Raw genomic sequence first — 6,183 nt, forward strand, 5'->3', positions numbered from 1 at the left:
CACTTCTTTTTTTTTACCCAAAAATAAATATAATCATGGAGTCGTACCCAAGTCCGGCTGAAGGGGACGGACTCGAAATCCGTTAGGGGTCGCAAGGCTCGCGTGGGTTCGAATCCCACCGACTCCGCTTTTTATGAAGCATCTCAATTCTGAGGTGCTTTTTTGTTGCATCGATTTCTTCGTGCGTGCTATGGTTGCCTACGTGAAAAATGAAGAAGAGGTGGACGAAATGAACGAACAAACAAAAGAATCGTTGCTTTCGCATTATGCGATGACGATAACATATGTAAAAGACTTAGAACAGATTTCAGACGAGACGTGGCGGACGTCGTATGCAGAAGGTAAATGGACGATTGCTGAGATCATCGGTCACTTATCACCATGGGATCGCTTCATGGTCGCAGAGCGCATCCCGTACTTGCTCGCGGGTGAACCATTCCGTGTCGCACCAGATAGCCAAGCCGTCAATGAAGAAGCGGCGAAAATGAGCCGTGAGCAGCAACGGATCTTGACGATTGATGAGTTTTTAGTCAGCCGTGACTTGTTGCGCCGTGCAGTCGAATTGATTCCGGAAGAACGTCTGCAGGACAAGGCCGTCATTAAAGGCAAAGAATTAACGATCGGTCAGTTCCTCGGAGCAATGGCTCAACATGATCTACACCATATGGAACAAATCAATCAAGTGATTGGATAAAGAGTAGGAGATGCGAAACGCATCTCCTTTTTTTGCGCAAAAAAAGATCCGCCTAAGAGGCAGATCTGATCAGTTAGCGTGTATTTGCAATACGAGCAACTTCAAGCTGCTTTTCAATCTTCGCGAGAATCCGGTCGATGGATTCTGGCTCGTTCAGTAAGTCGTATTCGTCGATCGACAAACGAAGTACCGGGCAGATCGTGAAGTTATTGATCCAGTTCGTATAGCGCTCGTACATCTCTTCCCAATATTCGATTGGTGTCTGTTGCTCCATCTCACGTCCGCGAAGACGAATTCGTTCTAGTACTTGTTCGAACGAACCTTCAAGATAGATCAAAAGATCCGGATGCGGGAAGAATGGTGTCATGACCATTGCGTCAAACAAACTTGAATATGTCTCGTAATCTGTTGGAGACATCGTTCCTTTTTCGAAATGCATCTTAGCAAAGATCCCTGTGTCTTCATAGATCGAACGATCTTGGATGAAACCACCACCGTATTGGAAAATCCGCTTTTGCTCCTTGAAGCGTTCAGCGAGGAAATAGATTTGGAGGTGGAAGCTCCAACGCTCGAAATCATGATAGAATTTATCCAAGTAAGGGTTCGTATCGACTTTTTCGAGTGACGTCCGGAAACCAAGGGCATCTGCTAATCCGTTTGTGATCGTTGATTTACCGATCCCGACCATACCGCCGATCGTAATGACGGCATCTGCCGGGATGTTGTATTGTTCGCGTAGCTTCAAGTTCATGCGTGGTTCGCTCCTTCATATAATTCGTTCCGGATCGTCGTCAAGACGTACTCGAGATCTTCCGGCCGCTTGACGAAGTCGAGTGCATCCCCGTCGAAACGGATGATTTTGACTTCCGGATGTTTGGCTTGGTATTCCGTGACGAATGTCTCGTAATCCTCGGCTAATTGTTCGAGATAGGCACGTGACATGTTTTCTTCGATTTCTCGTCCGCGCAGCGCAACACGTTTCATCAAGGTGTCGATGCTTGCGTTCAAGTAGATGACAGCATCCGGTTTCGGCATGTCTGTCGTCAGGATCGAATAGATTTGTTCGTACTTCTCAAGATGCTCTACCTTCAGAGAGCGGTGTGCAAAAATCAAGTTCTTAAAGATATGGTAATCAGCAACGACAGAGCGTTGTTTACTGAGGTAATGACGTTCGATATCATCGAGTTGTTTGAAGCGATTGCACAAGAAGAACATTTCCGTCTGGAAGCTCCATTCTTCGATATCTTCATAGAACTTTCCAAGAAAGGGATTTTCTTCGACGATTTCGCGTAACATAGAAAAAGAGAAATGGTGACTGATGGCGTTCGCAAGTGATGTTTTGCCTACACCAATCGGTCCTTCAACCGTTATGAACATATACAATGACCCTCCGTTCAGCAAAGTGCAATTTATATTTTAGCACAAAGAAGTACGACTTGCTGAAGTTTCAAAAGGAGAATTTTTTTAGAGTGAGGAGTATCATCGATGGAACGACAGGAACACTATATGCGCCTTGCGATCGAAGAGGCGAAAAAGGCAGAAGCGATCGGTGAAGTTCCGATCGGATGTGTCATCGTCAAAGACGATGAAGTCATCGCGACGGGCTACAATCACCGGGAAACGGATCAACAAGCGACGGCACATGCCGAGTTGATCGCGATTGAGGAAGCGTGCCGAAAACTCGGTAATTGGCGACTGGAAGGATGCGAGTTATACGTGACACTCGAACCGTGTCCGATGTGTGCAGGGGCCATCATGCTGTCACGAATCGAACATGTCATCTTTGGTGCCGTTGATCCGAAAGGTGGATGTTGTGGAACACTGATGAACCTGGTGCAAGACGATCGGTTCAATCATGTCTCAGAGCTGACGAGCGGTATATTAGAAAAAGAGTGTGGGGAGATGCTAACGACGTTCTTTCGGGAACTACGTGCGAAAAAGAAAGCACGAAAGCGGGCAATGGGTTGCATCACACCAGATGAAACAGTATAATGAAAAAGCACTGAAACAAGGTGCCACTAAAAATCGATAAACCATTTGCCGTGCTAGGTGGGGATGTAGCGGTTCCCTGTCACTCGCAATCCGCTATAGCGAGACTGAATTCCATGTCGAGGGATATGATTGGTGTGGTCTGCCTCACGTAAGTAGCGTTGACGTTTGAGTCCTACGCAACAGATACCCATGAACCAGGTCAGGTCCGGAAGGAAGCAGCCTTAAGTGGTGCTCTCTGTGTGTTGTAGGGGTGCTTGGACTGAGCAGGCTGCGTGAGTAACGCATGTTGAACATATTTCAGAATATGGTGCGCGGCAGTTTAATTTTTAAAGACAAGTCTACAGCCGGTTTCGGTTGTAGACTTTTTTAGGTAAAATAGAATGAGGAACTTAAAAAGAGGAGGCGCAAACTTGGCCTATCAAGCACTATACCGCGTGTACCGTCCGCAACGATTCGACGAAGTCGTTGGGCAAGCGCATATCACCCGTACGATCCAAAATGCATTGATGGAGGGACGGATGTCCCACGCCTATCTATTTTCGGGTCCTCGTGGAACAGGAAAGACGAGTCTTGCCAAAATCATCGCTAAAGCGATCAACTGTGAGCATGCTCCGGTCAAAGAACCGTGTAATACGTGCCCGACGTGTCTTGCGATTACAGAAGGATCAAGCCCGGACGTCTTCGAAATCGATGCGGCTTCCAATAACGGCGTAGATGAGATTCGGGAAATCCGGGATAAAGTCAAATATCCCCCTTCAGAAGCAGCCTATAAAGTCTATATCATTGATGAAGTGCATATGTTGTCGACAGGTGCCTTTAATGCCTTGCTCAAAACACTAGAAGAACCGCCGGCGCACGCCATCTTCATCTTAGCAACGACTGAACCACATAAAATCCCGGCGACGATCATCTCGCGTTGCCAACGTTTCGATGTGAAGCGGCATGAAGTCGATCAACTCGTAGAGCGGATGCAATATATCTTAAACGATCAATCGATCGAGTATTCGGATACAGCATTACGATTGATCGCTCGAGCGGCAGATGGTGGTATGCGTGATGCGCTGAGTCTACTCGACCAAGCGGTTGCTTTTTCGAACGGTGATCTAAACGATGCAGCTGTTCTTGAAGTGACAGGGGCAGTAGAAGATGAAGCGTTATTGAATATTGCCCGTGCCTTACATGAACATCAAGTCGATCAGTTGTTACAGACGCTTGAAACGATGCAACGAGCGGGGAAAGATCTAAAACGTTTCGTTGAGGATCTCGTCTTCTTTTACCGAGACACGTTGTTGTTGAAAGCCTCGCCTACAGCTGTCGATTTGCTAGAGCGTGCACGCCCGACGGATGAGTTCAAACAATTCGTTGAATCGATTGAAGCGGAGACGTGCTTTACGATCATTGATCAGTTACATGACTGCCAACAACAGATGCGGTTGACGAATCATCCGCGAGTCCTCGTTGAGATTGCCTTCATTCAAATTGCGGAACAAGGGAGAACAACGGGACAGATCGTCCAATCGTTGCAACAGGAAGTCCGCGAAATGAAAGAACAGATGCACCAATGGAAGTCGAATGGTGTTCCAGCACAAGAAGCGGCTGCACCACAAGCACAGCCGAAGCGAAAACAAGGACGACCAACCGTTCGAATCGCCAAAGAGCGGATTCGTCAAATGTTAGGACGAGCAGAGAAAGCCCAGTTGCGCGAGATTCAAGAACGCTGGGATCACATCTTAAAATGGATTTTAAAAGAAGATGGCCCCATCTACTCGTTACTCCATGAGAGTAAACCGGTTCTTTGTTCAGCGGATACGTTGCTGATTGAATTCGATGACGGTAAAGGATGGCACTTTGAGCAGGTCATGACGAATGAACGAACACGTTTCGTGATTGAAGAAGCGTTGTATGAAGTATGTGGCGTCAAACGCGAAATTTTAGCGATTCTCTCAAAGGATTGGCATGAACTGAAGGCAGAGTTTGTTGCTAAGCGAAATAGTAGTAGTATAGAAGAGAAGGAAACAAAACAAGAATCGGAGAGCGATCAGTTATTGTCCGAGACGCTTGGTCGTTTTGGTGATATCGTAGAGTTCGAAGATTAAATTCGAGGAGGAATACAGATGCGCGGAATGGGAAACATGAACAATATGATGAAACAGATGCAGAAGATGCAAAAGGATATGGCGAAAGCACAAGAAGAACTAAAAGACTTAACAGTGACAGGTACAGCAGGAGGAGAAATGGTCTCAGTCGTCGCTGATGGTCATAAAAATATCGTAGATGTCATCATTAAAGAAGAAGTCGTTGATCCAGATGATGTTGAAATGATTCAAGATCTCGTCTTAGCTGCAACGAACGATGCTTTGAAGAAGGTCGATGAACTCGTAGCAAGTAAAATGGGGAAATTCACACAAGGTATGAATCTGCCGGGAATGTTTTAATTCGTAGGAGGAAACCACTTGCAATATCCTGAAGCGATTAGTCGTTTGATCGAAAGTTTTACGAAACTGCCGGGGATTGGTCCGAAGACAGCAGTTCGTCTAGCGTTTCATGTCCTTGATATGGAAGAGGACGATGTCTTGATGTTCGGAAAAGCATTGGTCAGTGCGAAGCGCGACATTGCCTACTGTAGTGTCTGCGGGAATATCACGGATCAAGATCCTTGTTATGTATGTACAGATAAACACCGAAACCGTACGATTGTCTGTGTCGTCCAAGATTCAAGGGATGTCATTGCAATGGAAAAGATGCGAGATTACCAAGGGTTGTATCATGTCTTGCATGGAGCGATCAGTCCAATGGAAGGAATCGGTCCAGAGGATATCAATGTATCTAGCCTACTGACACGTCTTCAAGCGGACGAAGCGATTACGGAAGTCATCTTAGCAACCAATCCGAATATCGAAGGAGAAGCGACAGCGATGTATCTATCGCGTCTCTTAAAACCGACGGGTATTCGGATCACTCGAATTGCCCATGGTCTTCCGGTTGGTGGAGATCTTGAATACGCAGATGAAGTGACGTTATCTCGTGCAATGGAGGGACGTCGCGAACTATGAGTTGGTTTCGAAAGAAGATTCGCAGTGAGTACGACCAGCGTTTGTTAGAAGAATTAGCAAAAGCAAAAGAAGATTATTTGATGAAGCGTCATCTCTTAGAAATCAGCTATGATGACTACGGTGATTTAGAAGCACAAATGAAGTTAGCGGAATCACTGTATTTCTTCTATATAAGCGAAGCAAAAAGAAGACGCGTCTCATTGATGATGAAGTAAACCGCAGCCATTCTTGTCTGCGGTTTTTACATGCTCTAAAAAAACTATAAGTTATTTTAATAAAGTAGTTGCGCATGTCTAATTATCGTGATATATTAATTCATGTCCTTAAGAGGACGAGCGCTTACGGCAAACAAGTAAAAAACAATTTCAAAAAAGTTGTTGACTTCTTGTTTCAGACTTGGTATTCTAATTGAGTCGCCAAAACAGGCGCGGACGAACTTTGAAA

Annotated in this window: 8 protein-coding genes, 1 tRNA gene and 1 other RNA gene; 8 read left to right on the forward strand and 2 right to left on the reverse strand. The window is 45.7% G+C overall.

All coding sequences use genetic code 11. From position 1 onward, the window contains the following. Positions 1 to 37 precede the first annotated feature (37 nt). Positions 38 to 127: transfer RNA gene (locus KNQ08_RS16565), tRNA-Ser, on the forward strand. 102 nt (positions 128 to 229) lie between these two features. Next, positions 230 to 694, forward strand: a complete 465-nt coding sequence (locus KNQ08_RS16570) for a DinB family protein (protein ID WP_214806332.1) — start codon at positions 230 to 232, stop codon at positions 692 to 694. 73 nt (positions 695 to 767) lie between these two features. Here KNQ08_RS16570 and KNQ08_RS16575 read toward each other — a convergent pair whose 3' ends face one another. Together KNQ08_RS16575 and KNQ08_RS16580 are read right to left on the reverse strand one after the other, a co-directional pair. Next, positions 768 to 1,445, reverse strand: a complete 678-nt coding sequence (locus tag KNQ08_RS16575) for a deoxynucleoside kinase (protein WP_029343036.1) — start codon at positions 1,443 to 1,445, stop codon at positions 768 to 770. Then, complete coding sequence (locus tag KNQ08_RS16580; RefSeq protein ID WP_050679045.1) at positions 1,442 to 2,071, reverse strand: deoxynucleoside kinase; 630 nt, start codon at positions 2,069 to 2,071, stop codon at positions 1,442 to 1,444. Before KNQ08_RS16580 ends, KNQ08_RS16575 begins: the two co-directional genes overlap by 4 nt. A gap of 108 nt (positions 2,072 to 2,179) precedes the next feature. Between KNQ08_RS16580 and tadA the strand changes: the two genes are divergently transcribed. The 6 genes from tadA (at position 2,180) to KNQ08_RS16610 (ending at position 5,954) form a co-directional block, all read left to right on the forward strand. Then, entirely contained in the window at positions 2,180 to 2,686 is a 507-nt protein-coding gene (tadA, locus tag KNQ08_RS16585) for a tRNA adenosine(34) deaminase TadA (protein WP_149426588.1), read from the forward strand. Between the two features lie 48 nt (positions 2,687 to 2,734). Next, positions 2,735 to 3,001: signal recognition particle sRNA large type (gene ffs, locus KNQ08_RS16590), an RNA gene on the forward strand. Between the two features lie 95 nt (positions 3,002 to 3,096). After that, positions 3,097 to 4,782 (forward strand): DNA polymerase III subunit gamma/tau, encoded by a 1,686-nt coding sequence (gene dnaX / locus KNQ08_RS16595; protein ID WP_069940135.1) that lies wholly within the window; start codon positions 3,097 to 3,099, stop codon positions 4,780 to 4,782. Between the two features lie 18 nt (positions 4,783 to 4,800). After that, positions 4,801 to 5,121 carry a YbaB/EbfC family nucleoid-associated protein gene (locus tag KNQ08_RS16600; protein ID WP_023469881.1) on the forward strand — a complete coding sequence of 107 codons (321 nt, stop codon included), beginning with the start codon at positions 4,801 to 4,803 and terminating at the stop codon, positions 5,119 to 5,121. Positions 5,122 to 5,139: 18 nt separating this feature from the next. Continuing rightward, positions 5,140 to 5,739: a recombination mediator RecR gene (gene recR, locus KNQ08_RS16605; RefSeq protein WP_023469882.1), complete on the forward strand. Its 600-nt coding sequence runs from the start codon at positions 5,140 to 5,142 to the stop codon at positions 5,737 to 5,739. Continuing rightward, a complete protein-coding gene (locus KNQ08_RS16610; protein WP_023469883.1) occupies positions 5,736 to 5,954 on the forward strand; it encodes a YaaL family protein in 219 nt (72 codons plus the stop codon). Before recR ends, KNQ08_RS16610 begins: the two co-directional genes overlap by 4 nt. Positions 5,955 to 6,183: the final 229 nt, after the last annotated feature.

Source organism: Exiguobacterium sp. s46, assembly GCF_018618875.1.
Classification (GTDB): Bacteria; Bacillota; Bacilli; order Exiguobacteriales; family Exiguobacteriaceae; genus Exiguobacterium_A; species Exiguobacterium_A abrahamii.